The sequence below is a fragment of the Pseudomonas sp. NPDC089422 genome (genome assembly GCF_044749405.1).
In the GTDB taxonomy this organism is placed as follows: Bacteria; Pseudomonadota; Gammaproteobacteria; order Pseudomonadales; family Pseudomonadaceae; genus Aquipseudomonas.
Genome location: NZ_JBIVHW010000001.1, coordinates 140,035 through 165,428, shown reverse-complemented (window position 1 = coordinate 165,428; position 25,394 = coordinate 140,035). Strand labels below are relative to the sequence as shown.

General features: G+C 62.6%; 25 protein-coding genes. 8 read left to right on the top strand and 17 right to left on the bottom strand.

All coding sequences use genetic code 11. The features are described from left to right. The first annotated feature begins 24 nt into the window (after positions 1 to 24). A complete protein-coding gene (locus ACIPZ8_RS00790) occupies positions 25 to 1,101 on the top strand; it encodes a 3-deoxy-7-phosphoheptulonate synthase (RefSeq protein ID WP_400719134.1) in 1,077 nt (358 codons plus the stop codon). A 65-nt stretch (positions 1,102 to 1,166) separates the two neighbouring features. Here the strand turns inward: ACIPZ8_RS00790 and ACIPZ8_RS00785 are convergent, their stop codons facing one another. Next, a complete protein-coding gene (locus tag ACIPZ8_RS00785) occupies positions 1,167 to 1,448 on the bottom strand; it encodes a GNAT family N-acetyltransferase (RefSeq protein ID WP_023379662.1) in 282 nt (93 codons plus the stop codon). 509 nt (positions 1,449 to 1,957) lie between these two features. On the opposite strand from ACIPZ8_RS00785, the gene ACIPZ8_RS00780 reads away from it, so the two are divergent. Then, complete coding sequence (locus ACIPZ8_RS00780) at positions 1,958 to 2,209, top strand: Lpp/OprI family alanine-zipper lipoprotein (RefSeq protein WP_003250288.1); 252 nt, start codon at positions 1,958 to 1,960, stop codon at positions 2,207 to 2,209. 139 nt (positions 2,210 to 2,348) lie between these two features. Here ACIPZ8_RS00780 and ACIPZ8_RS00775 read toward each other — a convergent pair whose 3' ends face one another. The 3 genes from ACIPZ8_RS00775 to ACIPZ8_RS00765 all read right to left on the bottom strand — a co-directional run bounded on the left by ACIPZ8_RS00775 (position 2,349) and on the right by ACIPZ8_RS00765 (position 4,403). After that, positions 2,349 to 3,326 carry a L,D-transpeptidase family protein gene (locus tag ACIPZ8_RS00775; RefSeq protein WP_400719133.1) on the bottom strand — a complete coding sequence of 326 codons (978 nt, stop codon included), beginning with the start codon at positions 3,324 to 3,326 and terminating at the stop codon, positions 2,349 to 2,351. 131 nt (positions 3,327 to 3,457) lie between these two features. Next, a complete protein-coding gene (locus ACIPZ8_RS00770; RefSeq protein WP_027919636.1) occupies positions 3,458 to 3,739 on the bottom strand; it encodes a hypothetical protein in 282 nt (93 codons plus the stop codon). 58 nt (positions 3,740 to 3,797) lie between these two features. Then, positions 3,798 to 4,403 (bottom strand): arylesterase, encoded by a 606-nt coding sequence (locus tag ACIPZ8_RS00765; protein WP_294333510.1) that lies wholly within the window; start codon positions 4,401 to 4,403, stop codon positions 3,798 to 3,800. Between the two features lie 10 nt (positions 4,404 to 4,413). On the opposite strand from ACIPZ8_RS00765, the gene ACIPZ8_RS00760 reads away from it, so the two are divergent. Both ACIPZ8_RS00760 and ACIPZ8_RS00755 read left to right on the top strand, forming a co-directional pair. Next, positions 4,414 to 5,097 (top strand): ABC transporter ATP-binding protein, encoded by a 684-nt coding sequence (locus tag ACIPZ8_RS00760; RefSeq protein ID WP_400719132.1) that lies wholly within the window; start codon positions 4,414 to 4,416, stop codon positions 5,095 to 5,097. Further along, a complete protein-coding gene (locus ACIPZ8_RS00755) occupies positions 5,097 to 7,604 on the top strand; it encodes an ABC transporter permease (protein WP_400719131.1) in 2,508 nt (835 codons plus the stop codon). The genes ACIPZ8_RS00760 and ACIPZ8_RS00755 overlap by 1 nt, the downstream gene beginning before the upstream one ends. A 43-nt stretch (positions 7,605 to 7,647) precedes the next feature. Here ACIPZ8_RS00755 and greB read toward each other — a convergent pair whose 3' ends face one another. The 4 genes from greB to ACIPZ8_RS00735 form a co-directional block, all read right to left on the bottom strand. Continuing rightward, on the bottom strand, positions 7,648 to 8,121 hold the full coding sequence (greB, locus tag ACIPZ8_RS00750; RefSeq protein WP_400719130.1) for a transcription elongation factor GreB: 474 nt from the start codon (positions 8,119 to 8,121) through the stop codon (positions 7,648 to 7,650). Positions 8,122 to 8,132: 11 nt separating this feature from the next. Continuing rightward, positions 8,133 to 8,441: a hypothetical protein gene (locus tag ACIPZ8_RS00745; protein ID WP_400719129.1), complete on the bottom strand. Its 309-nt coding sequence runs from the start codon at positions 8,439 to 8,441 to the stop codon at positions 8,133 to 8,135. Positions 8,442 to 8,657: 216 nt separating this feature from the next. Continuing rightward, the gene (locus tag ACIPZ8_RS00740; protein WP_400719128.1) at positions 8,658 to 9,092 is read right to left on the bottom strand and encodes a DoxX family protein; all 435 of its coding nucleotides are present in this window, start codon (positions 9,090 to 9,092) and stop codon (positions 8,658 to 8,660) included. A gap of 114 nt (positions 9,093 to 9,206) precedes the next feature. After that, positions 9,207 to 10,613 (bottom strand): transglycosylase SLT domain-containing protein, encoded by a 1,407-nt coding sequence (locus tag ACIPZ8_RS00735; RefSeq protein WP_400719127.1) that lies wholly within the window; start codon positions 10,611 to 10,613, stop codon positions 9,207 to 9,209. A 158-nt stretch (positions 10,614 to 10,771) separates the two neighbouring features. Here ACIPZ8_RS00735 and ACIPZ8_RS00730 point away from each other — a divergent pair, with 158 nt between their 5' ends. The 3 genes from ACIPZ8_RS00730 (at position 10,772) to ACIPZ8_RS00720 (ending at position 13,592) form a co-directional block, all read left to right on the top strand. Further along, positions 10,772 to 11,569, top strand: a complete 798-nt coding sequence (locus tag ACIPZ8_RS00730; protein WP_400719126.1) for a TatD family hydrolase — start codon at positions 10,772 to 10,774, stop codon at positions 11,567 to 11,569. Positions 11,570 to 11,657: 88 nt separating this feature from the next. Beyond that, positions 11,658 to 13,136: a methyl-accepting chemotaxis protein gene (locus ACIPZ8_RS00725; RefSeq protein ID WP_400719125.1), complete on the top strand. Its 1,479-nt coding sequence runs from the start codon at positions 11,658 to 11,660 to the stop codon at positions 13,134 to 13,136. A gap of 87 nt (positions 13,137 to 13,223) precedes the next feature. Next, a complete protein-coding gene (locus ACIPZ8_RS00720) occupies positions 13,224 to 13,592 on the top strand; it encodes an Mpo1-like protein (protein WP_400719124.1) in 369 nt (122 codons plus the stop codon). A 3-nt stretch (positions 13,593 to 13,595) separates the two neighbouring features. Here ACIPZ8_RS00720 and ACIPZ8_RS00715 read toward each other — a convergent pair whose 3' ends face one another. The 3 genes from ACIPZ8_RS00715 to ACIPZ8_RS00705 all read right to left on the bottom strand — a co-directional run bounded on the left by ACIPZ8_RS00715 (position 13,596) and on the right by ACIPZ8_RS00705 (position 15,549). After that, on the bottom strand, positions 13,596 to 14,393 hold the full coding sequence (locus ACIPZ8_RS00715; RefSeq protein ID WP_400719123.1) for an acyl-CoA thioesterase: 798 nt from the start codon (positions 14,391 to 14,393) through the stop codon (positions 13,596 to 13,598). A 95-nt stretch (positions 14,394 to 14,488) separates the two neighbouring features. After that, a complete protein-coding gene (locus ACIPZ8_RS00710) occupies positions 14,489 to 15,256 on the bottom strand; it encodes a CHAD domain-containing protein (RefSeq protein WP_400719122.1) in 768 nt (255 codons plus the stop codon). 14 nt (positions 15,257 to 15,270) lie between these two features. Further along, the gene (locus tag ACIPZ8_RS00705; RefSeq protein WP_103448165.1) at positions 15,271 to 15,549 is read right to left on the bottom strand and encodes a hypothetical protein; all 279 of its coding nucleotides are present in this window, start codon (positions 15,547 to 15,549) and stop codon (positions 15,271 to 15,273) included. Between the two features lie 165 nt (positions 15,550 to 15,714). Here ACIPZ8_RS00705 and ACIPZ8_RS00700 point away from each other — a divergent pair, with 165 nt between their 5' ends. Further along, on the top strand, positions 15,715 to 16,755 hold the full coding sequence (locus tag ACIPZ8_RS00700; RefSeq protein ID WP_400719121.1) for a patatin-like phospholipase family protein: 1,041 nt from the start codon (positions 15,715 to 15,717) through the stop codon (positions 16,753 to 16,755). Between the two features lie 117 nt (positions 16,756 to 16,872). Here the strand turns inward: ACIPZ8_RS00700 and ACIPZ8_RS00695 are convergent, their stop codons facing one another. From ACIPZ8_RS00695 to tig, 6 genes are all read right to left on the bottom strand, one after another. Then, complete coding sequence (locus ACIPZ8_RS00695; RefSeq protein WP_400719120.1) at positions 16,873 to 18,744, bottom strand: SurA N-terminal domain-containing protein; 1,872 nt, start codon at positions 18,742 to 18,744, stop codon at positions 16,873 to 16,875. 183 nt (positions 18,745 to 18,927) lie between these two features. Then, on the bottom strand, positions 18,928 to 19,200 hold the full coding sequence (hupB, locus tag ACIPZ8_RS00690; RefSeq protein ID WP_054883552.1) for a nucleoid-associated protein HU-beta: 273 nt from the start codon (positions 19,198 to 19,200) through the stop codon (positions 18,928 to 18,930). A gap of 152 nt (positions 19,201 to 19,352) precedes the next feature. Then, the gene (lon, locus tag ACIPZ8_RS00685) at positions 19,353 to 21,749 is read right to left on the bottom strand and encodes an endopeptidase La (RefSeq protein WP_159409581.1); all 2,397 of its coding nucleotides are present in this window, start codon (positions 21,747 to 21,749) and stop codon (positions 19,353 to 19,355) included. A 165-nt stretch (positions 21,750 to 21,914) separates the two neighbouring features. Beyond that, on the bottom strand, positions 21,915 to 23,198 hold the full coding sequence (gene clpX, locus ACIPZ8_RS00680) for an ATP-dependent Clp protease ATP-binding subunit ClpX (protein ID WP_054883550.1): 1,284 nt from the start codon (positions 23,196 to 23,198) through the stop codon (positions 21,915 to 21,917). A gap of 108 nt (positions 23,199 to 23,306) precedes the next feature. Then, on the bottom strand, positions 23,307 to 23,948 hold the full coding sequence (clpP, locus tag ACIPZ8_RS00675; RefSeq protein WP_003250240.1) for an ATP-dependent Clp endopeptidase proteolytic subunit ClpP: 642 nt from the start codon (positions 23,946 to 23,948) through the stop codon (positions 23,307 to 23,309). A 91-nt stretch (positions 23,949 to 24,039) separates the two neighbouring features. Next, positions 24,040 to 25,353, bottom strand: coding sequence for a trigger factor (tig, locus tag ACIPZ8_RS00670; protein WP_294333553.1), 1,314 nt, complete (start codon positions 25,351 to 25,353; stop codon positions 24,040 to 24,042). Positions 25,354 to 25,394 lie beyond the last annotated feature (41 nt).

Genomic DNA, 25,394 nt, shown 5'->3' with positions numbered 1-25,394 from the left:
ACCCGTGACCTGACGAGTAACACGATGGCTGATTTACCGATCGACGACCTTAACGTTGCTTCCAACGAGACCTTGATCACCCCCGATCAGCTCAAGAAGGAAATCCCCCTCAGCGCCAAGGCCCTGCAGACCGTGACTGCCGGCCGCGAAGTGGTGCGCAATATCCTCGACGGCAAGGACCATCGCCTGTTCGTGGTGGTCGGCCCCTGCTCCATCCATGACATCAAGGCCGCCCACGAATACGCCGAACGCCTCAAGGTGCTGGCCGAGGAAGTGTCTGACACGCTGTACCTGGTCATGCGTGTGTACTTCGAAAAGCCACGCACCACCGTCGGCTGGAAAGGCCTGATCAACGACCCGTACCTGGATGACTCGTTCAAGATCCAGGACGGTCTGCACATTGGCCGCCAGCTGCTGCTGGACCTGGCCGAAATGGGCCTGCCGACCGCTACCGAAGCGCTCGACCCGATCTCCCCGCAGTACCTGCAAGACCTGATCAGCTGGTCGGCCATCGGTGCCCGCACCACCGAATCGCAAACCCACCGCGAGATGGCCTCGGGCCTGTCCTCGGCAGTCGGCTTCAAGAATGGCACCGATGGCGGCCTGACCGTGGCCATCAACGCCCTGCAGTCGGTGTCCAAGCCGCACCGCTTCCTCGGTATCAACCAGGAAGGCGGCGTATCGATCGTCACCACCAAGGGCAACCCCTATGGCCACGTGGTGCTGCGTGGCGGCAACGGCAAGCCGAACTACGACTCGGTCAGTGTCGCCCTGTGCGAACAGGACCTGGCAAAGGCCAGGATCAAGGCCAATATCATGGTCGACTGCAGCCATGCCAACTCCAACAAGGACCCGGCCCTGCAGCCGCTGGTCATGGAGAACGTCGCCAACCAGATCCTCGAAGGCAACCAGTCGATCATCGGCCTGATGGTCGAAAGCCACCTGAACTGGGGCTGCCAGTCGATCCCGAAAAACCTCGACGAACTGCAGTACGGCGTGTCGGTCACCGATGCCTGCATCGACTGGTCGGCCACCGAGAAAACCCTGCGCAGCATGCACGCCAAGCTCAAGGACGTGTTGCCTCAGCGCAAGCGCAGCTGAGTTTCAGCGCAATGAAAAACGCCGGGCATTGCCCGGCGTTATTGTATCTGGTGCTTGTCGCCCGTTCAGACCTTGCTCGAATGGCGCTGCTGACGCTCCATGTAGCGCTCGACGTACGAACAGGAAGGGATCACCGTGTAACCCATCTGGTCGGCGTACTCGAGGGCCTTCTCGGTCAGCGCTGCTGCGATCCCGCGGCCACGCAGGGCGTTGGGCACGAAAGTGCGATAGATGTCCAGCGTCTGCTTGCCCAGGTCCATGTACGTCAGGTAGGCACGATGACCGTCCACGTTGGTTTCGAACTGATGACCGGCCTGGTCATGGTGGATGGTCAGCGCTTCACTCATCACTACTCCTCGCAGGTCTTTCTGGCAGACCCTTACCTTGACCGATGTGGTTTATCCGGCGGAGGAACCTCAACGCCACGTCTTGCCCCTTGGACCATCAGCCGACAGCAATCGTTCGGCCGGATCGGGCACTCCCAAATAGTAGGCGCCGCAAGCGGGATTGCTCAAGGTGGCCAGCGTTAAATAGTAGCAGGAAGGCAACCCAGGACCTTGCCCTGGCATGCCCTGCTACAGCAACCGGATGTTGTTGTGCTTGAGACGCTGAAGGACAGTTAAAGTCACCGTTAGTTCAACAAAAAAGTTCCTGCACTACAATCGCTTGCGCCCGCTACACGGTTTTTTCACAAAAAACCCGCAAATCTTGTCGGCGTGCCCCCCGGCAACATTTTTTTTGCAGTTCTTGCGCTCTGTCAGTTTACTTACTACAAGTAATGGGTACTATGTACGCCGGCCAGTTTCTCTTTTCCGAGAGATGGCTATTTAATAGAAAGTCCTTGAAGGGGAACACGATGAACAACGTTCTGAAATTCTCTGCTCTGGCTCTGGCCGCAGTTCTGGCTACCGGTTGCAGCAGCGTATCCAAAGAAACCGAAGCTCGTCTGACTGCGACTGAAGACGCAGCAGCTCGCGCTCAAGCCCGTGCTGACGAAGCCTACCGTAAGGCTGACGACGCAATGGCAGCCGCTCAGAAGGCTCAGCAGACCGCTGACGAAGCCAACGAGCGCGCTCTGCGTATGCTGGACAAAGCCAGCCGCAAGTAATAGTCCTCACGGATTGTTATGGAGCCGACCCACTTGTGGGTCGGCTTTTTTATTGCCTGGACGAAAGTCTCCCACCGGAAACGAAGAGGCCCGCAGCAGGCTGTTTACCTGAGCGGGCCCCGGCGGTGCTGCAAAAGCGTTACTGCAGTTCGGGCGGGATGCTCGTAACCATGGGGGCAGCACCCTGGTTATTGACAGGCACGGCAATTTCAACCGGCATACCGTCTTCTGCCGCAACCACGTCACGCACCATGTCCCAGTTCATGCGCAGGTTGTTGGCGAGGTCTTCACGCTTGAGCAAGGCATTGATGACCGCCGTGTGCTTGTCGACCACAGACGGGTTGCCATGATCGTCCAGCGGCGTGTGCGCCTCGAGGTAAACCTTGCCGCCACTGATGCCGAACTTGTAAGGTTCGTTGATAATGCGCACCGGCGTCCCCACCGGCACCATCTTCGACAGTTCCAGCACGTTGTTGTTGAGCATGCGGAAGCAGCCATGACTGGTGCGCATGCCGATACCGAACTTCTTGTTCGAACCATGGATCAGGTAGCCCGGTACACCCAGGGTGAACTTGAACGGCCCGAGCGGGTTGTCCGGCCCAGCAGGCACGACGGTCGGCAGGATGTCACCGTCCGCAGCGTGCTCGGCACGGATCGAAGCGGGCGGGGTCCAAGTCGGGTTCGGCGTCTTCGCGGTGATCTTGGTCAGCGCTACAGGCGAACCCCAGCCCTCACGGCCGATACCCAGCGGGAAGGTATGCACCACGTTCTGCCCTTTCGGGAAGTAGTACATGCGGTACTCGGCCAGGTTGATGACGATGCCTTCACGCGGCCCCGGCGGCAGGATGTAGCGGGTCGGCAGGACGATCTCGGTGCCGGCGCCCGGCAGCCACGGGTCGACACCCGGGTTTGCAGCGATCATTTCCAGGTAACCGAGGTCATTGGCAGTGCCGATGTCGGCAAAGGTGTCTTCGTACTTGGCCTTGATCGTCTGGACCTGGCCAACGACGTCTTCACCGGGTGGTGGCAGTGGCAGTTCCAGCGCAGCAGCGGGGCCCGCTACCAGCAGGGCGGCCAGGGACAGGCAACGGGTGACGGCGGGAAAGCGCGGCAACATCCGGTAAATCCTTCGAAAGGTAGTCAAGAAGCACGATTGTACACCCGCCTCGCTGCGAGCGGGAGGCATTGGCGCCTTACAGACGTTTCAGATGATGAAAGGTGCGCTCGGTTGCGCACCTGCCATTCACCTCAGAGCTCGGGCCAGACCGGCCGCATGCCGCGGCGCTGGGCATCGAGAATCGCCCGGCACAGGTCGCACAGGCGCCCGTCGCGGTAGATGCTGCGAGGCACACCGGACCAGCGCGGCTGCGCAGGCAGCAGGCCGCCGCACAAGGTTCGGTCGACCGGCACGCCGAGTTCGAGCTGACGGGCCACGAGGTGGACGCGGATTTCCTGGCAAGCGAACAGGTCGAGCTGCTCATCGGGCTCGATCAGTTGGTAGGCAAACAAGGACCAGGCAGGGCGCGGCATCGGGGGCTCTCGAAACGGGGGGCGCAACATTAGCCGAAAGCCGGCCCCGTTTAAAGCGTCACAGCAAGGGTTTTATCGCCGGCCAGGCATTTTCCAGCAAACGCTGCTGGGCACCCTGTGCCGGATGGATGCCATCGGCCTGCATCATCCCCGGCACACCGCCAACCCCTTCGAGGAAGAACGGCACCAGCGCCACCTGTTTTTCCGTTGCAAGCTGTTCATAGACGTTGGCGAAGGCCGTGGTATAGCGCACGCCATAGTTCGGTGGCAGGCGCATGCCCAGCAGCAGCACCTTGGCCCCCGCCTTGCGGGCACTCTCGATCATCGAGGCAAGATTTTGTTGCAATTGCTGCGGAGGCTGCCCGCGCAGGCCATCGTTGCCCCCCAGCTCCAGCACAACCAGGCTCGGCTTGTGCGCTGCAAGCAGCGCCGGCAGCCGCGCCTGGCCACCTGCACTGGTGTCGCCACTGATCGACGCGTTGACCACCTGATCGTCGAAACCTTCGTCCTTGAGCCGGGTCTGCAACAAAGAGACCCACCCCTGGCGGGTATCCAGGCCAAAACCGGCGCTGATACTATCGCCGACAACCAGCAATGTTCCCGCCGCCGCGCTCTGGGCCAGGCAATACAGGGCCAGACCGGCACTCAACCACCACACTCGCATCGGATTCTCCATGGGCCCCAGTATTCTCGTTGCGCAGAACCTTAGCAAAGTGGTCCCCAGCGCGGAAGGTGACCTGACCATCCTCCACGCCCTCTCCCTCGACCTCGCCCAGGGCGACAGCCTGGCCATCGTCGGTGCCTCGGGCTCGGGCAAGTCGACCCTGCTCGGGCTGCTCGCCGGCCTCGACCGCCCCAGCGCCGGCCAGGTCATCCTCGCCGGGCACGACCTCGGCCCGCTGGACGAGGACCAGCGCGCCAGGGTCCGCGCCGAGCATGTCGGTTTCGTCTTTCAGTCGTTCCAGCTGCTCGACAGCCTCGACGCCCTGGAGAACGTGATGCTGCCCCTGGAGCTGGACGGTCGGCGCGACGCCCGCGAGCACGCCCGCACCCTGCTGGAGCGGGTCGGCCTGGGCAAGCGGCTGACCCACACCCCGCGCCAGCTTTCCGGTGGCGAGCAGCAGCGGGTCGCCATCGCCCGCGCCTTCGCTGCGCAACCGGCAGTGCTGTTCGCCGACGAACCCACCGGCAACCTCGACAGCCACACCGGCGAGCGCATCAGCGACCTGCTGTTCGAGCTGAACAAGGAACGCGGCACCACCCTGGTGCTGGTGACCCATGACGAGCGCCTGGCCCGGCGCTGCCGGCGCCAGATCCGCCTGGACGCAGGCCGCCTGGTGGCGCCGGTGGAGGCCTGATGAAGCACATGCCGCTGTCTCGCCTGTGCGGCCTGGCCTTGCGCCAGCTGCTGCGCGACATCCGCGCCAGCGAAGTGCGCGTACTGTTCTTTGCCTTGCTGGTAGCGGTCGCCGCCAGCACGGCCATCGGCTATTTCGGCGCCCGGCTCAATGGCGCCATGCAGTTGCGCGCCAGCGAGTTCCTCGGCGCCGACCTGGTATTACAGGGCAGCGCACCAGCCCGTGAAGAACAGCTCGGCGCGGGTCAGGCACTGGGGCTGCGGCATGCCCAGGTGGTGGAGTTCACCAGCGTGGTGGGCAGCGATGCCGGCATCCAGCTTTCGAGCATCAAGGCAGTGGATGGTGCGTATCCATTGCGCGGCCAGGTGCGCAGTGCTGCCGCCCCCTATGCCGAGGAAGCCCCTGGGGGCGGCCCGGCCCCCGGAGAAGCCTGGGTCGAACCGCGCCTGCTCGCGGCCCTGGGGCTGAAGGTGGGCGACAGCATCGACGTCGGCATGAAGACCCTGCGCATGAGCCGGGTACTGACCTACGAGCCAGACCGTGCCAACAACTTCTACAGCCTGACACCCCGACTGATGATGAACCTGGCCGACCTGCAGGCTACCGGGGTCATCCAGCCAGGCAGCCGGGTCACCTACCGCGACCTTTGGCGCGGCGATGCCGAAGCCATCGCGCAGTATCACAAGGGCGTGGGCAAGCACCTTGCCGCCAACCAGCGCCTGCTCGACACCCGTGATGGCAACCGGCAGATCGGCGGCGCTCTGGGCAAGGCCGAGCGCTACCTGAACATGGCCAGCCTGGTCGCCGTGCTGCTGGCGGGCGTCGCCGTGGCGCTGTCGGCCAGCCGCTACGCTGCGCGCCGCCTGGATGCCAGCGCCTTGCTGCGCTGCCTGGGGCTGTCGCGGCACCAGGCGCTGGGTTTGTATTGCCTGCAACTGGCGATGCTCGGCCTGGTCGCCGCCCTGACTGGCGCCCTGCTCGGCTGGCTGGCACAACTGGGCCTGTTCCGCCTGCTGCATGGCCTGCTGCCCAGCGAAGTGCCGGCCGGGGGCATGGTTCCGGCACTGGCCGGCATCGCCACCGGCCTGGTGGCCCTGGCCGGTTTTGCCTTGCCGCCGCTCGCCGCACTGGGCCAGGTACCACCATTGCGCGTACTGCGCCGCGATCTGCTGCCCGTACCACCGAGCAGCTGGCTGGTGTATGGCGCCGCCCTGCTCGCCCTGGGCCTGATCATGTGGCGCCTGAGCCTCGACTTGCTCCTCACCTTCGCCCTGCTGGGCGGTGGCCTGATCGCCGCGCTGCTGCTGGGCGGGCTGCTTCTGCTCGGTTTGCAGAGCCTGCGCAAGGCACTCGCTGGCGCGCCACTGGCCTGGCGCCTGGGCCTCGGCCAGCTGCTGCGCCACCCGATGGCCGCTGCCGGGCAAGCCCTGGCCTTTGGCCTGATCCTGCTGGCCATGGCCCTGGTTGCGCTGCTGCGGGCAGAGTTGCTCGACAACTGGCAGGCGCAACTGCCCAAGGACGCCCCCAACCATTTTGCCCTGAACATCCTGCCCGCTGATCGCGAGCCGTTCGCCCAGCGCCTGCACGATGTGAATGCCAACTCGGCACCGCTGTATCCGGTGACTCCCGGCCGGTTGATTCAGATCAACGATCAACCGGTACAGCAGATCGTCAGCAAGGATTCCGCTGGCGAGCGAGCCGTGCAACGCGACCTCAGCCTGACCTGGGCTGCCGAACTGCCTGAGGGCAACGTGCTGAGCGCAGGCCGCTGGCGGCAGGCCTTGCCTGGCGCCAATGAAATCCCCGGCGTGTCGGTCGAGGCCGAGCTGGCGGCCAGCCTCAAGCTGCAACTGGGCGACCTGCTGACCTTCGACATCGGAGGCGAGCAGCGTCAGGCACGCGTCAGCAGCCTGCGCAGCGTGCATTGGGACAGCTTCCAGCCGAACTTCTACATGATCTTCCAGCCAGGCACCCTGCAGGGGCTGCCAACCACCTACCTGACCAGCTTCTATTTGGCCCCGGGCCATGACCTGGATGTGGTGGCGCTGTCGCGGGCGTTTCCGGCGGTGACCATCCTGCAGGTCGATGCCTTGCTCGAGCAGCTACGCAGCATCCTCGCCCAGGTCACCCTGGCGGTCGAATATGTGTTGCTGTTCGTGCTGGCGGCGGGGCTTGCCGTGTTGTTCGCCGGGTTGCAGGCGACGCTCGACGAGCGGATTCGCCAAGGCGCCCTGCTGCGCGCACTGGGCGCTGCTCGCCCCTTGCTGGTCAAGGCTCGGCGCATCGAGTTCGGTTTGCTGGGGGCGGCCAGTGGTGCCTTGGCGGCGCTGGGCTGCGAATTGATTACCCTGGTGCTGTATCGCTATGCGTTCGACCTGCAATGGAACCCGCATCCGTGGCTGCTGGTATTGCCACTGGCCGGGGCGTTGCTGGTGGGTGGGGCCGGAGTGCTGGGGACTCAGCGAGCCCTGAATGCCAGCCCGCTGACAGTACTGCGCGAAGCCTGATGGTTACCGGCACTGGCTCGTCGCCAGTACCGGCAACACCGGTTCATTGCCCGTAATGGATGCTGTTCACATACCAGGTCGCTTGGCCGGTCGGTGTATTCACCAGCACCTCATCGCCCTCCTCCTTCTTGAGCAGGGCCCGGGCCATCGGCGAGTCGATCGAGATATAGTCGTTACGGCCATAGATCTCGTCATACCCGACAATGCGAAACTTCATGGTCTCGCCATCATCGTTCTCGACTTCGACCCAGGCACCGAAGAACACCTTGCCTTCCTGCTGCGGTGAGTAGGCGACCACCTTCACGTCTTCGAGGCGCTTGCGCAGATAGCGGACCCGGCGGTCAATCTCGCGCAGCAGCTTCTTGTTGTACTGGTAGTCGGCGTTCTCGCTGCGGTCACCCAGCGAAGCAGCCCAGGTCACTTTCTGGGTGATTTCCGGGCGATACACCCGCCACAGATGATCCAGCTCCTTCTTCAGGGCCTCATGACCTTCCGTGGTGATGATATTGGTGCTCAACGGCGCGCTCCTCAGCGTCGGGTAATCAGGCCCTGACGCGCGATGCGGGTAAGCTGGCCAATGACTTCGGCCGCGTCTTCCCGGGCGGGTGCCTGGATCACCGCCAGGTCGAAGCGGTCGTTGCCGAACTGCTCCAGGCGGCATGCCTCTTCGGCGAACTGAATGAGAAAGGCGCGGGCCTGGCCCTTGCGGCGCGACAAACCTTCAAGGTGGCGCAAGAGAGTGGGCTGATGCTGGCCACCGAGCAGGATGCGCGGTGTGCGGGAAGCCTGGCTGGCAGGCAATGGGCTCAAACAGACACTGGTACGTGGACAACTCATGGAGTTTCTCTCCGCCTCGCGAATCCCGCTGGGCAGCGGTGGGAGGCGTCACCGAACCAGCGCTTTAGCGGTATTTCGGATGACCCGGAGAGGGGGCCAGTCCTGCGCCCCGCAAGTAGCTGTTTAAATCGGCGCAGACGGTATCCTAGAGCCTGGAGCGGCAAGCTGCAAGTAGACCTTTATCGCAGCCTGCCACGGGTTTGCAGCGTTGCCGCATCAGCGGGCGATCAGACGGTCGAGCGAGAAGCGGCCCGCGCCTTCGATCAGCACCGCCACGGTGCCGGCCAGCAGCGCCAGGGCGAACTCATAGCCGTTGTTGGACATGAACAGGCCGTTGTTGATATGCACCGAGAAGATCGCCACCACCAAGGTTACCGTCAGCGCCAGTGCTGCCGGGCGGGCCAGCAGGCCGATCACCAGGGCCAGGCCGCCGAAGAACTCGGCGCTACCGGACAACAGGGCCATCAGGTAGCCCGGCGCCAGGCCGATGCTTTCCATCCATTGCCCGGTGCCTTCCAGACCATAGCCGCCGAACAAGCCGAAAAGTTTCTGCGCACCGTGCGCCATGAAGATCACACCGACCAGGATGCGGATCACGCTGAGGCCCAGGCTAGCGCGGGTCGAGAGCAGTTTGCTGATTGCGTTGTTCATTTCGAATGATTCCTTGAAACCGGGATGTTGTGTTGGGATGGGCGCCATCATAATCAATTCATACGATATGAAAATCGCAAAAAACCCAGCATAACAATCGACAAAATCGATTTGTCAGCGACTGACCACACGCTCCAGTGCCGGGCGTTCGCGATTGAACGCCAGGAAGTACTTGTTGACGCTGTTGACGAAGTTGACCGGCCCCATGCCGACCTGCTCCATGGCGATGCGCTCGGTCTGGAAAAACCACTGGTTACCGTTGAGGCCGCGCTTGCGGGCCTCGGCGCGCATGGCCTGGACCCGCTCCGGGCCAAGGTTGTAGGCCGCCAGCACAAATGCCATGCGCTCGCGCTCGTTGATCTGCGGGCTGGCGAAGAACTTGCGGCGGATCAGCGCCAGGTAGCGCGCACTGGCCTGGACATTGCCATCGACCGAGCCGGTGTCACTGACCCCCACCCGTTGCGCAGCCGACGGGGTGATCTGCATCAGGCCGTGTGCCCCGCCGCTGCCGCGCGCCGCAGGGTTGAGGGTGGACTCCTTGAACGCCAGGGCCGCCAGGTTCAGCCAGTCGATCTGCTGCGCCTCGCCATGCTTCTGCAACACCGGGCGCAGTGCGTTCAGGCGCTGACGGTCCTTGCGCGCCAACGGGTTGTGCACACGGTACTGGCGCCGGTAGATGCGCTCGAAGGCCGCATCCTGGTTTTCCGGTGCATGATAGCCCTGGAGAAAGCGATCAACCGTGGCCAGCAGCATGGTCGCATCATGCCGCACATACCAACGCATGGCCTGCGCCTGCCCCAGTTGCACACGGGTGTCCAGGCGCAGGTTCGGCATGACCCTGGCCCAACGCTGGGCGATCGGGCGCTCCACCATGGTCAATGGATAGATACCGGCCTGGACCATCTCCAGCACATCTTCCACCGCCAGGGTCGAATCGACCCATTCGATCTTGATCGGCGCCCGCTTGCGCAGCGCCAGCTGCTGGTTGAGCTGCTGGATCACCGCACCCGCCGCGCTGGCGCTGGTCAATGCCACCGTACGCCCGGACAGCTGCTCGGCACGGGTATAGCTGCGCTCACCCTTGCGTCCGACCAGCAACAACGGCACGCGGTCCAGCACCGGTGCACTGCTGTTGACCCCACCGGTCACGGCCGGGTCAAGCAGTTCGCCCGGAGCAGCCAGGTCACCCTCGCCGCGCTGCAAGGCACCCAGCAGTTGCTCCTTGGCCCGTGGAATGATCTTCAGGCTGATCTGCTGGCCATCGCCGGCCCGGGCATTGAGATAATGTTCAAGGCCACGCAGGCGGTAGTATTCGATACCCACCGGCTCGCCCTTGATCTCACCCGAACTGTTGCGGCTCTGGTTGACCAGCACACGCAGCACCTTGGTACTGCGGATCTGCTGCAGGTCACGGGCCGTGCTCACCGGCACGCTCTGCTGTGGCCCCGGCAGCCGCGCATAAGCCGGACCGACCGTGGTCAGCCCGAGCATCAGCAACAGGGTCAGCAGGTATCGCAGCATGCGAATTCGTGTCCGTGGTCGGTGGGCGGCAGCCATGGCGGTACGCGCAGTCGTGAGAAATGACGGTAAAAGACCACGGCAAACGCCTGAAGTTCTTGGTTTTTTCCGAATATCACGCTTTTTGCTATGCTGGCCGCCCCGCGGCACGAGGTAGCACCATGCAATTGATCGATATCGGCGTCAACCTGACCAACAGCAGTTTCCACGACCAGCAGGCCGCCATCGTCGAGCGCGCCATCGAGGCCGGCGTGGTGCAGATGGTCCTGACCGGCACCAGCCTGGAGGTCAGCGAGCAGGCGCTGGAGCTCTGCCAGCAGCTCGATGGCGACGGCCAGCACCTGTTCGCCACGGCCGGCGTACACCCACACGATGCCAAGTCATGGGATGGCAACAGCGAGCGGCAATTGCGCCAGTTGCTGGCTGAAGAACGGGTGCGTGCCGTGGGTGAATGCGGGCTGGATTTCAACCGTGATTTCTCCCCTCGCCCACTGCAGGAGAAAGCCCTGGAAGCCCAGTTGGCAATGGCGGCAGAACTGCGCCTGCCGGTGTTCCTGCACGAACGCGATGCCAGCGAGCGCCTGCTGGCCATCCTCAAGGATTACCGCGACCACCTGCCAGCCGCCGTGGTGCATTGCTTTACCGGTGAGCGCGAAGCCTTGTTCGCCTATCTGGACATGGACCTGCACATCGGTATCACCGGCTGGATCTGTGACGAGCGGCGCGGCACCCACCTGCACCCACTGGTGGGCAATATTGCCGAAGGCCGACTGATGCTGGAGAGCGACGCGCCCTACCTGTTGCCACGCAGCCTGCGACCGAAGCCGAAAAACGGCCGCAACGAGCCGGCATTCCTCACCGAGGTGCTGCGTGAAGTGGCGCTGCATCGCAACGAGCGCATCGAGCACTGCGCCCAGCACACCAGCGCCACGGCAAAGGCCTTCTTCCAACTTCCTTGACCCATGTCATGAGCGATTCTCGAGTGCGCGGGCACAATGATGGCACCTTGCCAATACTGTTTCCGCTCAACTCAGAGAAGACCTACCCATGGGTGCCTGGCTTAGCAATATTTCCCTGAAGTACAAATTCTGGGCCGTCAACGCGGTGGCCTTCGTCACGACCTTGCTGCTGGTGCTGTATGCAGTGCACCTGGAGCAACGCGCCCGCGCCGATGCCGCGCAGGCCCAGGCGCAAGCCCAGGCCGAACTGCTGGCTGCCTGGCCCAGCGGGCAGGCCCTGCCCCGCCTGGCCAACCTGATCACCTGGCAACCCGGCCAGACCCCGACTTACGCGGGTGAAAATCTCGAAGCCCTGGCCAATGCACAAGGCTGGGTAGCCCTGCCGGCTGCCTGGATCCTGGGCGACAACCCGCTGCGCGGCGCCCAGGTGCTGCGCCATGGCGACCAGCAACTGGCCGTGCTGGCTGCAGCGCCAAGCCTGCGCCAGGTGTTCTTCGACCGCTTCAGCAACTACGCCTTCTGCGTGCTGATCCTGATGCTGGCGATGCTCGGTGCCTCGCAGCTGCTGATCCGCTTCCTGCTCAGCCAGCTCAATACCCTCAAGGACGTGATGCTGCACGTGGAAAAGACTGGCGACCTGTCGGCTCGCGTGCCCCTGGCCTGCGGCGATGAAGTCGGTCAGATGGCCGGCGCCTTCAACGCCATGCAGGCCACCTACCACCGGGTGGTCGCCACCGTCGCCCACACCGCCGCGCAACTGGACTCCGGGGCCGCACGCCTGGCCGCGAGCATGAACGATGTGCGCCATGGCATGCTCGGCCAACAGAGCGAGACCGACCAGGCGGCCACGGCGATCAACGAGATGTCGGCCACCGTGCACCACATTGCCCAGCATGCCGGCGCCACCCGGGACTTGTCGCAGACTGCCGACACCCTCGCCGGCAGCGGCAAGGCAGTGGTCAGCCGGGTGCAGGATTCGATCGCCGGGCTTTCCAGCGGCGTTCAGCAAACCGCCGAAATGATTCGTCAGCTCGCCGACGACAGCCAGAAGATCAACAGCGTGGTCGGGGTCATTCACAGCATTGCCGAGCAGACCAACCTGCTGGCACTCAACGCCGCCATCGAAGCCGCCCGCGCTGGGGAAATGGGCCGTGGTTTTGCCGTGGTTGCCGATGAAGTGCGTAACCTGGCCAAGCGCGTGCAAACCTCCACCGACGAAATCACCCGAATGGTCGCCGACCTGCAGACCGGCACCCGTGACGCCGTGGAGTTCATGCAGGAGAGTTCGTACAAGGCCGACGACTGCGTCCGCCAGGCCCAGGAGGCCGGCGCGGCACTGGCCGAGATTACCGGTGCGGTCGCCCAGATGCGCGAGAGCAACACGCAGATTGCCGTCGCCGCCGAGCAGCAAAGCCAGGTAGCTGAAGAAATGAACCGCGCGGTGGTGAGCATCCGCGATGTCACCGAAGAAACCGTGCAGCAGACCGTCGGCTCGGCCACCACCAGCAGCCAGCTGGCGACCCTGGCCGGCGAACTGAGCAAGGCCATTGGCCAGCTCAAGCTATAGTCGCCATAGCCAGCCTCGATTGGCCCCGCCACCGGGGCCGCACTAAGCTTTGGGCATGCTTGCAACGAACATCGCGAGGACCTGCCCATGAGCAAACGACTGCCCAACCTGCACACCTGGCAATGGCGCGGCTACCACCACAATCACCGGCACCCGACCAACCTGGTGTTGCACCTGATTGCCGTGCCGCTGTTCATCCTGGGCGCCCTGCTGGTGCTGTCAGGCCTGTTCGCCCTGGACCTGGGCCAGATTGCCGTCGGCATCATTGCCCTTGTCGCCGGCCTGGGCCTGCAGCGCCAAGGGCATCGCCTGGAAGCCGAACAGCCCGAACCGTTTGCCAACCGCAAGGACGCCGTGCAGCGGCTGCTGACCGAGCAGTTCATCACATTCCCACGCTTCGTCCTCAGCGGTGCCTGGTGGAAGGCCTGGCGCGAACGGCACAAGCACCGGCGCTGATGATCAGGCGAATACCGTGACCGTTTGCCGGCTCAAGGCCAGCGGCTGCCCTTCTGCACTCCACAATGCCGCCGCCGCATGGCCATAGCCATCGCGCGCATGTTCGGTCTCGACACGGTAATGGCACCAGTCCAGCGTTGACAGTTTCGCCGTCGGCTGGATGAATTCGATGGTCCAGGTCAGCGTACTGCCCGCTGCAGGCTGCTTGAGGAACGGCAGCAGGCTCGGTGGCCAGGCATCCACCAGCGCCAGCAGGTGCGCCTCGTTGACCTGCTCTTCGGCAACATCGCGCAAGCGTACCCAGCCGCCCATGTGGCGCGACTGATTGCCACTGAACGGCAGGCCTCCGACCGACCAGCGCAAGGCGACATGGCGCATGAACTCGGGGGTGACGCCCTTGATGTAGGGCAACTCTGGTGCCGCGTGCTCAAGCGGCGTCATCTGCGCGGCAGGGGCAGCCGCAACATCGACCACCGATGGCCGACCCGCACCGAAATTACCCTGCACCAGCGTCACCACCTGACCCGCCTGAATGGCCCGGCCCAGCAGCGTGCTGACCGCCTTGCCCTCACGCAGCACTTCGACCTCGAAACGAATGGGCACATCCGCTGCCGCCGGGCTGACGAAGCTGATGGCCAGCGAGCGCACCGGGCGATCGTCAGCGAGCTTCAGACGCATGCTTTCATAGACCATCGCCGCCATCAGGCCACCGAAAACGGCACGCCCCTGGGTCCAGCTGGGCGGAATGCTGACCGCGTCGGGGTTTTCCCGCACGGCGTTGAGCAGTTGGTTGAAATTCATCGGCCGGCTCCTGGCTCCTGCCTTGTAGCGAAAGGTTCGCCAATACTAGCCAGCAAACCCGAGGCGATCAGCCCGCATATCGGTCAATTGCCGGGCTAACGCCGCTTCAGCGCGGCCTGCAACGCATCAAGGGTGATATCGGACCTGCGCTCAGCCTCGTGCAGCTCCTGCTCCCAGCCGGCCTTGCAGGGCGCCAGGTCGGGGTGATCCTTGGCCTGCAGCAACCACTGCAGGCGGTCATGCCAATCACCCAGATCGCCCTGGGCCTTCTTCAACAGGCGCTGCAGTTTCTTGCCGGCATGATCGAGCTGCGGATAGGCCTCGTCGCCATAGCGCGCCCGCTTGATCAGCAGGCGCAAGCGATGGCGATCATGGGCGGGGTCCTGCAGGGCCTCGCGCAGTTTTTGCCACTGCTTGACCAGGCGCTTGTCGATACGCTTGTCCAGCGACTTGGCCAGCCCCTCGCGATCCGCTGCCCGCAAGAACAGCGGAAATGCATCGACTATCGCCAGCACCCGAGTCAGCTGAGGGCTGGCGGCAACGCTGGCGAAGGTCCTGTCCCGCCCTGCCAGGCGCCGCTGCCCGGCGCCGGCATGGCCGCGCCCGATCAGCTCGGCGGCCAGCACCTCACGATCACGCAGGGGGGTAGTCAACGTTCCCAATGACCTGGCCGCCTCCTCCAGTTGCTCCACCCCCGGCAGCCCCTTCAGCGGCCGCAACAGGCTGCGCAGGCGCCGCAGATTGGTGCGCAGGTCGTGCAGGGCCTCGCTGTCGGTATTGGCGGCCAGGCGCTCGCGACAGGCCAGCAGGCGCACCTGCAAGGTCAGCAGCTGGGCAACGACATGATCGAGCATGGCGGACATGTGACGCTCCTCGGTCAGCGCCCGGCGCGCGACTCACGAATGTAGAAGCGGGCCTTTTCGGCCTTGTGGGTGCAGCCTTCGTACCCTTCGAACTGCTGCTGCGTCTTGGCCCCGGTCAGCAGCGACAGGGCCTTGGAATAGCTGACGGTGCCGGCAAACCCTTCGGCCTTGGCCAGGTCCAGCTCCTTCCAGGCGCCATCCAGCTGAGTCGCGCAGCTTTCGCGGTAGGCCGTCTTGCCCGCGCAGCCGGCAAGGGCCAGGGCGATCAGTGGAAGGCAGATCCAGGCTTTCATCAGTAATACCTCAAAGGTCAAAAGAGTGGCTGTTCGACGCCCGCGCCACTGAAAAGTGCCCGGTTCGATATGCTTTGCTTAGAGTAGTTCAGCACGCTCTGGATTGAAGCACAGGCAGCGATGAGTGCATTGTAGGACCATGGTTGTACCAGCCGGGGAAAGTTCATGAGTAAACGCGTGGCATTGGTGTTGGGATCGGGAGGCGCCCGTGGCTATGCCCATATCGGCGTGATCGAGGAAATCGAACGGCGCGGCTACGACATCGCCTGTATCGCTGGCTGCTCCATGGGTGCGGTGATTGGCGGTATCTACGCGGCCGGCAAGCTCGACGAATACCGCAACTGGATCGAAAGCCTGGACTACCTGGACGTGCTGCGCCTGGTCGACGTCAGCTTCCGCCTTGGCGCCATCCGCGGTGACAAGGTGTTCGGGCAGATTCGCAAGATCGTCGGCGACATGAACATCGAGCAGTTGCGCATCCCTTACACGGCGGTAGCGGCCGACCTTACCAACCAGCAGGAAATCTGGTTCCAGGAAGGCTGCTTGCATCAGGCCATGCGTGCTTCGGCGGCGATTCCGAGCCTGTTCACGCCGGTGATGCAGGGCAACCGCATGCTGGTCGACGGCGGCATTCTCAACCCTCTGCCGATCGTACCGGTGGTGTCCAGCCACTGTGACCTGATCATCGCGGTCAACCTCAACGCCACCAACCAGAAGCAGTACCAGCTGCCGGTGATCGAGCGGCCCGCAGCCTTCAAGATGCGCTTTGACGCCTTGCTGAGTTCACTCGGGTCGCGCCTGCCGTTTCGACGCAAGCCTGCCGAGGAGCTGATTCGCATCGAGCAGGAGATCGTCGCCGAAGGACTGGCGCCGCCCAACCCGTGGCTGGCCGACACGGCCGACCCCGAGGCCCAGCAACCCGCTGCGGCGCCGGAGCGCGAAGGCGCACCGAAGTCAGCGACCGGCTCATTCATCATCGACAACGTCGGGCCGGCCTCGCTGCTCGACCTGATCAACCAGAGCTTCGAGGTGATGCAGACGTCACTGGCGCAGTACAAGATTGCCGGGTATCCGCCGGATGTGCTGATCAACGTGCCCAAGCGGGTGTGCCGCTTCTTCGAGTTCTACAAGGCGCCGGAACTGATAGCGCTGGGGCGGGAGATTGCGCGGGATACGCTGGACAATTACGAAGGCAAGAAGCGCTAGGCCTTGTTTTGCCTGTACCGGCCTCTTCGCGGGCAAGCCCGCTCCTACAGGTACTACACAGGCGACAGAAATGAAACAGGCCGCATCTAGCGGCCCGTTTCATCATGCATCCATCACTCAGTAACGGGTGATGTCGGCAGTGCCTTCCAGCTGCTTGCGGTAGGCCGCAAAGTCCTGCTGGCCAGCACGCGAAGCGAGGTAGCGGCGGATCTGCTGCTTCTCGTCGTCGCTGGCGGCGGCACCTTCGTTGACGCCCTTGAGCTGCAGCACGACCAGGCTGCCGTCGGCCAGGACCACGCTGCCGTACACCGGCTTGTCCTTGGCTTGCGGCTTGGTCAGACGGAACAGCGCCTGCAGTTCGGCCGGATCGATACCGTCCTGACCACGGGTCACGGCTTCGTGAGTCTTCCATCCCTGACCGTCGTGAGCGCCAGCGGCAACGATGGAGCCGTCACGCAGACCGGCAATCAGCTTGTCCGCCTTGGTCTTGAGCTCGGCAGTCGCCTTCTCCTTGGCCAGGTGTTCGCTGATGTGCTTGGCCACAGCTTCCAGCGGCAGTTGCTCCGGCTTGCGGTGCTCCTTGACGCGCAGCACCACAGTGGTTTCCGGGTCAAGCTCGATGGCGGTGCTGTTGGCGCCTTCATCCATCACTTCTTCGGAGAACGCCGCCTGAATCACGCCACGGTTGGCGGTGATGCCCTCGCCGCCTTCGCGGCCGAACGCAGCGGAAGTCTGCACCTTGAGGTTCAGGTCCTGGGCAGGCTGGGCCAGGTCGGAAGCCTCGTAGGCAGCATCCTGCAGCTGTTTGCTGGCGTCGACGTAACGCTGTTCGACCAGCGGAGTCTTCAGGTCGCGGGTCAGCTTGTCCTTCAGGCTGGCGAAGCTCGGTACTTCCGGCGCCTGCTTGCCCAGCAGCTTGATCAGGTGGTAACCGAACTCGGTGCGCACCGGGGCCGATACCTGGCCGTCGTTGAGCTTGTACAGCGCGTCTTCGAAGGCCGGGTCATACACGCCCGGGCCAGCGAAGCCGAGGTCACCGCCATTGCTGGCAGAACCTGGGTCCTGGGAGAACTCCTTGGCCAGCTTGGCGAAATCCTCACCCTTGGCCAGGCGCTGCTCGATCTCTTCGGCACGGGCCTTGGCCTGGGCGTCGGTGACCTTGTCGTTGACCTCGATGAGGATATGCGCGGCATGGCGCTGCTCGGCGAGGTTGGCGACTTCCTTCTCGTACTGGGCCTTGAGCTCTTCGTCGGTGACCTTGACCTGATCGAAGAACGCCGACTTCTTCAGCTCGATGTAGTCGATGACCACCTGATCCGGCGTCATGAACTCCTTGGCGTGCTGGTCGTAATGCGCCTTGATCTCGTCATCGCTGACCTTGACCGCAGCCGGGTTGGCCTTGAAGGTCAGGGAGGCGAAGTCGCGGGTCTGGTTTTCCAGGCGGGCAAAGGCGTCGACCTGCTGGTCGGTGACGAAGCTGCTGCCGGCGATACCGGTACGCAACTGGCCGATCAGCATCTCTTCCCCGAGCATGTCGCGGAATTGCATGCGGCCATAGCCCATCTGGCGAATGACCTGATCGAAACGATCGGCGCTGAACTTGCCATCGACCTGGAATTCAGGCGTCTGCAGGATCACTTGATCCAGCGCGGCTTCGGAGAAGGCGAACTTGGCATCTTCGGCACCCTGCAGCAGCAGTTTGCGATCGATCAGGCCCTTGAGCGCGGAGTCGCGCAGCAGTTTTTCATCCAGCAGCGCTGGGTCAAAATCCTTGCCCAGCTGTTGCATCAGCTGGCGGCGCTGCATGTCGGCGGCCTGGCTCAGCTCGTTCAGGCTGATGGTGTGGCCGTTCACCTTGGCCGCGTCCTGGCTATGGGTGGCGGCCTTGAAAATGGCGTCGAAGCCGGTCAACGCCATCAACACGACGATGAGGCCAATGATGGTCTTGGCAATCCAACCTTGTGAATTGTCCCTGATATTTTGCAGCATGCGTCCCCCAGAAACGGCTGTACCACTGCGTCGACAACCGCGGAGCGTGGGTAGAATCCTGATAAAAGAAAGGCGCATCCGAGGATGCGCCTTTTCTTAGCAAACGTGTCAGGCGGGAACGTTTGCGGCCCGCCATCAGCGTGCTCGGACCTGGCCAGGCCGGGTCCGGCTGAAAGAGACGACTTAGTTGACGGCGTCTTTCAGGCCTTTGCCTGCCTTGAAACCTGGAACCTTGGCAGCAGCGATCTTGATTGCCTTGCCGGTCTGTGGGTTACGGCCGGTGCGCTCGGCGCGCTCTTTGACCGAGAAGGTACCGAAGCCAACCAGAACGACGTCGTCGCCTGCTTTCAGGGCGCCAGTCACGGAGTCGATCACAGCGTCCAGAGCTTTGCCGGCGGCAGCCTTGGAAATGTCAGCCGATACAGCGATAGCGTCAATCAGTTCCGACTTGTTCACTCTAAGTCCCCTTATTTCTCTATTGAGTTTGTTTCTAAGTATGTAAAGAAAAGCTTATGAAACGTGTGCCGGGTGGCAGCTTGACAATAGCGTGCCGCTTTATAGCAAGGCCCCGAAAAAACTGTCAAGGAAAGCCCCCCGGCCAAAAACTACTAGTGCGTGCTGATTCTTTCCTTAGCATCGCCGTCGCGTTTGTCATCTTTAGCGACAATCTCCGGAGCCACATCTGGCAAGGGCTCCGGGGCGTATTGCAGCGCAATTTGCAGGACTTCGTCAATCCATTTGACCGGTTTGATCTGCAGATCCTGTTTGATATTTTCCGGAATTTCCTTCAGATCGCGAACATTCTCCTCGGGAATGATCACCGTCTTGATCCCGCCACGGTGTGCGGCCAGCAGTTTTTCCTTCAACCCGCCAATGGCCAGTACCTGGCCACGCAGGGTGATTTCACCGGTCATGGCCACATCGGCGCGTACCGGAATCTGCGTCAGCGCGGACACCAGCGCGGTGCACATGCCGATACCGGCGCTCGGGCCGTCCTTCGGCGTGGCACCTTCGGGCATGTGGATATGCACGTCGTGCTTCTCGTGGAAGTCGGCGGCAATCCCCAGGCTGCGGGCACGGCTGCGGACCACGGTCTGCGCGGCAGTGATCGATTCGACCATGACATCACCCAGCGAGCCGGTCTTGATCAGCTGGCCCTTGCCAGGAATGACCACCGACTCGATGGTCAGCAATTCGCCGCCCACCTGGGTCCAGGCAAGGCCGGTAACCTGGCCGATCTGGTCCTGCTGCTCGGCCAGGCCGTAGCGGAACTTGCGCACGCCAAGCAGGTGTTCGAGCTGTTCGCTGGTGACCTTGACCTTGACCTGTTTCTGCCCGGTATGTTCCTTGACCACCTTGCGGCAGACCTTGGCGATCTGGCGCTCCAGGCCACGCACACCGGCTTCGCGGGTGTAGTAACGGATGATGTCGCGAATCGCCGAGACGTCGATGTCCAGCTCTTCGGCCTTCAGGCCGTTGGCCTTGACCTGCTTGGGCGTCAGGTACTTGACCGCGATGTTGATCTTCTCGTCCTCGGTGTAACCCGGCAGGCGGATGACTTCCATGCGGTCGAGCAGCGCCGGTGGAATGTTCATCGAGTTCGAGGTGCACAGGAACATCACGTCCGAGAGGTCGTAATCGACTTCCAGGTAGTGGTCGTTGAAATTGTGGTTCTGTTCCGGGTCGAGCACTTCCAGCAGCGCCGAAGCAGGGTCGCCACGCATGTCGCTGCCCATCTTGTCGATCTCGTCGAGCAGGAACAGCGGGTTGCGCACACCCACCTTGGTCATCTTCTGGATCAGGCGGCCAGGCATCGAACCGATGTAGGTACGACGGTGACCCCGAATTTCGGCCTCGTCACGCACGCCGCCCAGGGCCATGCGCACGAACTTGCGATTGGTCGCGGCAGCGATCGACTCGGCCAGCGAGGTCTTGCCCACGCCAGGCGGGCCGACCAGGCACAGCACCGGGCCGCGGATCTTCTTCACCCGCTTCTGCACGGCGAGGTACTCGAGAATCCGCTCCTTGACCTCTTCCAGGCCATAGTGGTCGGCATCGAGGATCTCCTCGGCCTTGGCCAGGTCCAGACGCACCTTGCTCTGGGCCTTCCACGGCACCTGCACGAGCCAGTCGAGGTACGAGCGCACCACGGTGGCTTCGGCGGACATCGGCGACATCTGCTTGAGCTTGTTCAGCTCGGCCTGGGCCTTGGCCAGGGCATCTTTCGGCAGGCCAGCGGCTTCGATGCGCTTTTTCAGCTCTTCGACTTCGTTGTGGCCTTCGTCGCCATCGCCGAGCTCCTTCTGAATGGCCTTCATCTGCTCATTCAGGTAGTACTCGCGCTGGCTGCGCTCCATCTGCTTCTTGACCCGGCCACGGATACGCTTCTCGACCTGCAGCAGGTCGATTTCGGCATCCAGCAGTGCCAGCACGTGCTCGACACGGGTGGCCAGGTCGACGATCTCGAGGATTTCCTGCTTCTGCTCGATCTTCAGCGCCATGTGCGCGGCCATGGTATCGACCAGGCGACCAGGCTCTTCGATGCTGTTCAGCGACGACAGCACTTCGGCGGGGACTTTCTTGCCCAGCTGCACGTACTGCTCGAATTGCGACAGCAGCGTGCGCACGAAGACTTCCGACTCACGCTCGGCGGCGTCGGTTTCGTCGATCAGGGAGACTTCGGCACGGATGTGCCCTTCTACTTCGGTGAAGCGCTCCACCGCACCGCGCTGCTCGCCCTCGACCAGCACCTTGACAGTGCCATCGGGCAGCTTCAGCAGTTGCAATACAGTAGCGACGGTACCGACCCGATACAGGGCGTCTTCGCCTGGATCGTCATCGGCCGGGTTCTTCTGGGCCAGCAGCAGGATCTGCTTCTCGCCCGTCATCGCGGCCTCGAGGGCTTCGATTGACTTCTCACGCCCCACGAACAGTGGGATGACCATGTGCGGATAGACGACGACATCGCGCAATGGCAAAAGAGGCAAGTCGAGGGTGGTCTTCATGATTTCGCCTCTACAGCGGCCTTATGGCCGGAAACCGGTGGAAATGATGCTTGGACCTAATGTGGGGGCACGCTTGGGAAATTACAAGCGCTTGCATAGGAAAAGCAGAAAGGGGCCCGTAGGCCCCTTTCTTGCTTGCTGCCATTACCCGGCATTTACCTGAAATCAGGCGTCGGGCGCGGCCTTGGCTTGCGGCTCGCTGTTCTCGTAGATCATCAGCGGCTGCGAGGTGCCTTCGATGACGCTCTCGTCGATCACCACCTTGCTGACATCCTTCTGCGAAGGAATTTCATACATGGTGTCGAGCAGCACGCCTTCGAGGATCGAACGCAGGCCACGGGCGCCAGTCTTGCGCTCCAGGGCCTTGCGCGCGACGGCCTTGAGGGCGTCGGTGCGGAACTCGAGGTCCACGCTTTCCATCTCGAACAGCTTGGCGTACTGCTTGGTGAGGGCATTCTTCGGCTCGGTGAGGATCTGCATCAGCGCAGCCTCGTCCAGCTCATCGAGGGTCGCCAGAACCGGCAAGCGGCCGACGAACTCAGGGATCAGGCCAAACTTGACCAGATCGTCCGGCTCGACTTCGCGCAGCGATTCGCCAACCTTCTTGCCCTCTTCCTTGCTGCGTACTTCGGCGCCAAAACCGATGCCACCCTTGGTGGAGCGGTTCTGGATGACCTTTTCCAGGCCGGAGAAGGCGCCACCGCAGATGAACAGGATGTTGCGGGTATCAACCTGCAGGAATTCCTGTTGCGGGTGCTTACGGCCGCCTTGCGGCGGAACCGAAGCAACGGTGCCTTCAATCAGCTTCAACAGCGCCTGCTGCACGCCTTCACCGGAAACGTCGCGGGTGATGGACGGGTTGTCCGACTTGCGCGAGATCTTGTCGATCTCGTCGATGTAGACAATGCCCATCTGGGCCTTTTCCACGTCGTAGTCGCACTTCTGCAGCAGTTTCTGAATGATGTTCTCGACGTCCTCACCCACATAACCGGCTTCGGTCAGGGTGGTGGCGTCAGCAATGGTGAACGGTACGTTCAACAGCCGCGCAAGGGTTTCGGCGAGCAGGGTCTTGCCCGAGCCGGTAGGCCCGATGAGCAGGATGTTGCTCTTGCCGAGTTCGACTTCGTCGCCCTTCTTGTCACGCTGGTTCAGGCGCTTGTAGTGGTTGTACACCGCTACCGACAGCACCTTCTTCGCGCGTTCCTGACCGATGACGTACTGGTCCAGGATGCCGCTGATTTCTTTCGGCGAAGGCAATTTGTGCGCGCTGCTCTCGGCCTGGGCTTCCTGCACCTCCTCACGGATGATGTCGTTGCACAGGTCGACGCACTCGTCGCAGATAAATACCGAGGGCCCGGCAATCAGTTTGCGCACTTCGTGCTGGCTTTTGCCGCAGAAGGAGCAATAAAGCAATTTGCCGCTGTCCTCGCCGTTACGGGTGTCAGTCATTCGATCGATCCAATCCGGTAGGCTTGCAACACAAGATGAAGGCAATTGCGGGCTTTTTCAAGTCCGCAGGTAGGCGCTTTGCGCACCTACCTGCTCTGGCACCTGGGTTCAGGAGGCCAGTTGCCGCTTGTCGTATACCGAGTCGATCAGGCCGTACTCGGCCGCGCGCGAGGCGCTCATGAAATTGTCACGCTCGGTGTCACGCTTGATGGTCTCGAGTTCCTGGCCGGTGTGGTAGGCCAGCAGCTCGTTCAGGCGCGCCTTGATATTGAGGATTTCCTGGGCGTGGATCTCGATATCGGTGGCCTGCCCCTGGAAACCGCCCAGTGGCTGGTGGATCATCACGCGCGAGTTCGGCAGGCAGTGACGCTTGCCCTTGGCACCTGCGGCCAACAGGAACGCGCCCATGCTGCAGGCCTGGCCGATGCAGATGGTCGAGACGTCCGGCTTGATGAATTGCATGGTGTCGTAGATCGACATGCCAGCAGTCACCGAGCCGCCCGGGGAGTTGATGTACAGATGGATATCCTTGTCCGGGTTTTCCGCTTCAAGGAACAGCAGCTGCGCCACTACCAGGTTGGCCATGTAATCCTCTACCGGGCCAACCAGGAAGATCACTCGCTCCTTCAACAGGCGCGAGTAGATGTCGTAGGCACGTTCGCCACGGGCGGACTGCTCGATAACCATCGGGACCAGGCCGCCTGCGGCCTGGATGTCAGAGCTCTGCTGAATATAAGAATTGCGGGACATGTCCTGCGCTCACTCCCAAATAGTCATGGCTTGAATACGCACAAGCCAGCTCGAAGGCTGGCTTGTGGGGGTTTCCTACGAGAGAAGCCTGTTACTCAGCGGCGGCAGGAGCCTGTGCTGGCTTAACGGCATCTTCGTACGAGACCGACTTGTCGGTCACAGTCGCTTTCTGCAGAACAGTATCTACAACTTGTTCTTCCAGCACAACCGAACGAACTTCGTTCAGTTGCTGGTCGTTCTTGTAGTACCAGGAGATGACCTGCTCAGGCTCTTGGTAAGCCGAAGCCATTTCTTCGATCATTTCGCGAACCTTGCCTTCGTCCGGCTTCAGTTCGAACTGCTTGACCACTTCGGCGACGATCAGGCCCAGGACCACGCGGCGCTTGGCTTGCTCTTCGAACAGCTCGGCCGGCAGTTGCTCAGGCTTGATGTTGCCACCGAACTGCTGAACAGCCTGGACGCGCAGACGGTTGACTTCGTTTTCCAGCAGGGCCTTTGGCACTTCGATCGGGTTGGCGGCCAGCAGACCGTCCATGACCTGGTTCTTGACCTTGGTCTTGATCGCCTGACGCAGCTCACGCTCCATGTTCTTGCGAACTTCGGTGCGGAAGCCTTCCAGGGTCGATTCCTTGATGCCGAACTGGGCGAAGAATTCTTCGTTCAGCTCTGGCAGCGCAGGGGCCGATACGCTGTTGACGGTGATGGTGAACTCGGCGGCTTTGCCAGCCAGATCCAGGTTCTGGTAGTCCTCTGGGAAGGTCACGTTGACAACGCGCTCTTCGCCAGCCTTGGCGCCCACCAGGCCATCTTCGAAGCCAGGGATCATGCGGCCGGAACCCAGTACCAGCTGGGTGCCCTTGGCGGAACCACCGGCGAACACTTCACCGTCGACCTTGCCGACGAAATCGATGTTGACCTGGTCGTCGTTCTGCGCGGCGCGCTCGACGGCCTCGAAGCGGGTGTTCTGCTTGCGCAGGACTTCCAGCATGTTGTCCAGGTCGGCGTCAGCCACTTCGGCGCTCAGGCGCTCGACGTTGATCGACTCGAAGCCGGCAACGGTGAACTCCGGGAACACTTCGAAGATGGCAACGAATTCCAGATCCTTGCCCTTCTCGAAGGACTTCGGCTCGACGGCCGGCGCGCCAGCCGGGTTCAGCTTCTGCTCGACGATGGCTTCGTAGAAGGAAGCCTGGACCAGGTCACCGAAAGCCTCTTGACGAGCATCGGCTTCGAAACGCTGACGGATCACGCTCATCGGCACCTTGCCTGGGCGGAAGCCCGCGACCTTGGCGCGCTTGGCAGTCTGTTGCAGACGCTTGTTGACTTCGTTCTCGACGCGCTCGGCCGGAACGGCGATGGTCATGCGACGCTCGAGAGCGGAAGTGTTTTCAACAGAAACTTGCATGGATATTCCTCGTTGCACAGACGTTAGCCGGCGATAGCCCG

Coding starts and splice junctions, on each gene's coding strand:
- ACIPZ8_RS00790 (WP_400719134.1), top strand. CDS start 25: ATGGCTGATTTACCGATCGACGACCTTAACGTTGCTTCCAACGAGACC.
- ACIPZ8_RS00785 (WP_023379662.1), bottom strand. CDS start 1,448: ATGAGTGAAGCGCTGACCATCCACCATGACCAGGCCGGTCATCAGTTC.
- ACIPZ8_RS00780 (WP_003250288.1), top strand. CDS start 1,958: ATGAACAACGTTCTGAAATTCTCTGCTCTGGCTCTGGCCGCAGTTCTG.
- ACIPZ8_RS00775 (WP_400719133.1), bottom strand. CDS start 3,326: ATGTTGCCGCGCTTTCCCGCCGTCACCCGTTGCCTGTCCCTGGCCGCC.
- ACIPZ8_RS00770 (WP_027919636.1), bottom strand. CDS start 3,739: ATGCCGCGCCCTGCCTGGTCCTTGTTTGCCTACCAACTGATCGAGCCC.
- ACIPZ8_RS00765 (WP_294333510.1), bottom strand. CDS start 4,403: ATGCGAGTGTGGTGGTTGAGTGCCGGTCTGGCCCTGTATTGCCTGGCC.
- ACIPZ8_RS00760 (WP_400719132.1), top strand. CDS start 4,414: ATGGGCCCCAGTATTCTCGTTGCGCAGAACCTTAGCAAAGTGGTCCCC.
- ACIPZ8_RS00755 (WP_400719131.1), top strand. CDS start 5,097: ATGAAGCACATGCCGCTGTCTCGCCTGTGCGGCCTGGCCTTGCGCCAG.
- ACIPZ8_RS00745 (WP_400719129.1), bottom strand. CDS start 8,441: ATGAGTTGTCCACGTACCAGTGTCTGTTTGAGCCCATTGCCTGCCAGC.
- ACIPZ8_RS00740 (WP_400719128.1), bottom strand. CDS start 9,092: ATGAACAACGCAATCAGCAAACTGCTCTCGACCCGCGCTAGCCTGGGC.
- ACIPZ8_RS00735 (WP_400719127.1), bottom strand. CDS start 10,613: ATGCTGCGATACCTGCTGACCCTGTTGCTGATGCTCGGGCTGACCACG.
- ACIPZ8_RS00730 (WP_400719126.1), top strand. CDS start 10,772: ATGCAATTGATCGATATCGGCGTCAACCTGACCAACAGCAGTTTCCAC.
- ACIPZ8_RS00725 (WP_400719125.1), top strand. CDS start 11,658: ATGGGTGCCTGGCTTAGCAATATTTCCCTGAAGTACAAATTCTGGGCC.
- ACIPZ8_RS00720 (WP_400719124.1), top strand. CDS start 13,224: ATGAGCAAACGACTGCCCAACCTGCACACCTGGCAATGGCGCGGCTAC.
- ACIPZ8_RS00715 (WP_400719123.1), bottom strand. CDS start 14,393: ATGAATTTCAACCAACTGCTCAACGCCGTGCGGGAAAACCCCGACGCG.
- ACIPZ8_RS00710 (WP_400719122.1), bottom strand. CDS start 15,256: ATGTCCGCCATGCTCGATCATGTCGTTGCCCAGCTGCTGACCTTGCAG.
- ACIPZ8_RS00705 (WP_103448165.1), bottom strand. CDS start 15,549: ATGAAAGCCTGGATCTGCCTTCCACTGATCGCCCTGGCCCTTGCCGGC.
- ACIPZ8_RS00700 (WP_400719121.1), top strand. CDS start 15,715: ATGAGTAAACGCGTGGCATTGGTGTTGGGATCGGGAGGCGCCCGTGGC.
- ACIPZ8_RS00695 (WP_400719120.1), bottom strand. CDS start 18,744: ATGCTGCAAAATATCAGGGACAATTCACAAGGTTGGATTGCCAAGACC.
- lon (WP_159409581.1), bottom strand. CDS start 21,749: ATGAAGACCACCCTCGACTTGCCTCTTTTGCCATTGCGCGATGTCGTC.
- clpX (WP_054883550.1), bottom strand. CDS start 23,198: ATGACTGACACCCGTAACGGCGAGGACAGCGGCAAATTGCTTTATTGC.
- clpP (WP_003250240.1), bottom strand. CDS start 23,948: ATGTCCCGCAATTCTTATATTCAGCAGAGCTCTGACATCCAGGCCGCA.
- tig (WP_294333553.1), bottom strand. CDS start 25,353: ATGCAAGTTTCTGTTGAAAACACTTCCGCTCTCGAGCGTCGCATGACC.